Source organism: Actinopolymorpha alba DSM 45243 (assembly GCF_000373925.1).
GTDB lineage: Bacteria > Actinomycetota > Actinomycetes > Propionibacteriales > Actinopolymorphaceae > Actinopolymorpha > Actinopolymorpha alba.
This window is the reverse complement of the sequence record NZ_KB892733.1, coordinates 1-1,414: the sequence shown is the minus strand read 5'-3', so window position 1 is coordinate 1,414 and position 1,414 is coordinate 1. Positions and strand designations below refer to the sequence as shown.

Annotated in this window: 1 protein-coding gene; it reads left to right on the top strand. The window is 67.5% G+C overall.

Annotation, left to right across the window (positions count from 1 at the left end; translation table 11 throughout):
* Positions 1-102: 102 nt before the first annotated feature.
* Positions 103-1,414 (top strand): transposase (locus B141_RS0107080; RefSeq protein ID WP_026256987.1); only part of this gene is annotated, 1,312 nt, incomplete at its 3' end.

Below are 1,414 nucleotides of genomic sequence, written 5' to 3'. Positions count from 1 at the left end.
GGAGCCTGTTGCTTTTTGTGGTGGTGGCGGTTGGGGGCGTGTCGGCTGGCGGGGTGGGTGGGTCTTTGACAGGGTCGGTGGGTGGCTATGGGGTATCGGCCTGTGGATCGGGCTCAGGAGTTTTTGTTGCCGCCGTCGATGGTGGATTGGCTGCCGGAGGATCATCTGGTCTGGTTTGTGATCGCGGCGGTGGATCGGTTGGACACTGCGGCGTTTCATGCGTTGGCGAGGCTGGGTGGGGTCGGGCGTCGTGGTTTTGACCCGGACATGTTGTTGACGTTGTTTGTGTATGCGATGGCGCATGGGGTGCGCTCGTCGCGGCAGATCGAGCGGTTGTGCGGCACTGATGTGGCGTTCCGGATCATCTGCGCTGGTGATGTGCCTGATCACAGTGTGCTGGCCCGGTTTCGTCAAAGGCATGAGGCGGCGTTGGGGGATCTGCTTGGTCAGACGCTGTCGCTGTGCGCGGAGTTGGGCATGGTCCGGCTGGGCGTGGTGGCGTTGGACGGCACCAAGATCGCCGCGAACGCGGCCAAGGACGCCAACTACACCGAAGCGCATCTGCGGCGGCTGGCTGATGAGTACCTGTCCGATATGCAGGCCAGGGACGCTGCTGAGGATGAGGCGTTCGGTGAAGACGCCCGGGGCGATGAGGTGCCCGAGACGGTGCGCGACCGCACCGGCCGGGCGAAGCGGATCGATCAGGCGCTGGAGCAGATCCGCACCCGCCGAAAGGCCGCCGAACAAGCCGAGCGGGAAGCGGCGACCGCGGCCGCACGCTACGCCCAGGACCTGGCCGATACCGTGACGCCGCCCAAGGGCAGGCCACGGGCCGGGACCGATCCGGAAGCCGCGGCCAAGGCCCGGTGGGAACGTGCTCGTGCCCGCCGCCAGGCCGATATCGATGCCTGGCACGCCAAGGCCGCCGAGGCCGCCGAGCAAGGCCGCGAACTGCGGGTGCGTCGACCGGTGCCAGCAGACGAGCACTGCCGGGTCCGTAAGGCCCGCGCCGCTTACGAGGCTGCCATGGCCAAAGCCGCCGCCCAGCCCGAGCCCGGCCAGCCGGCGAACGGGCCGGATGCCGCAGCCACCACCGACACGGCGGCCAGCGGCGGGGCGAAAGTCGAACAGGATAAGGCGAATCTGACCGATCCACAGTCGCGGCTGATGAAGACCCGTAACGGGTGGATCCAGGGGTACAACTGTCAGGGCTCGGTCAGCGAGGACGAGTTCATCATCACCGCCGACGTCACCCAAGACGCCAATGACGTCCAGCAGTTCCAGCCCGTCATGGAAGATGTCGCCCAGGCCTCCCAGAAGATGGCCACCCACACCGGCCGGCGCGACCTTGACGTGGGGCACCTCCTCGCCGACGCCGGCTACGACTCCGACGACAACCTGACCGCCGAGGGCC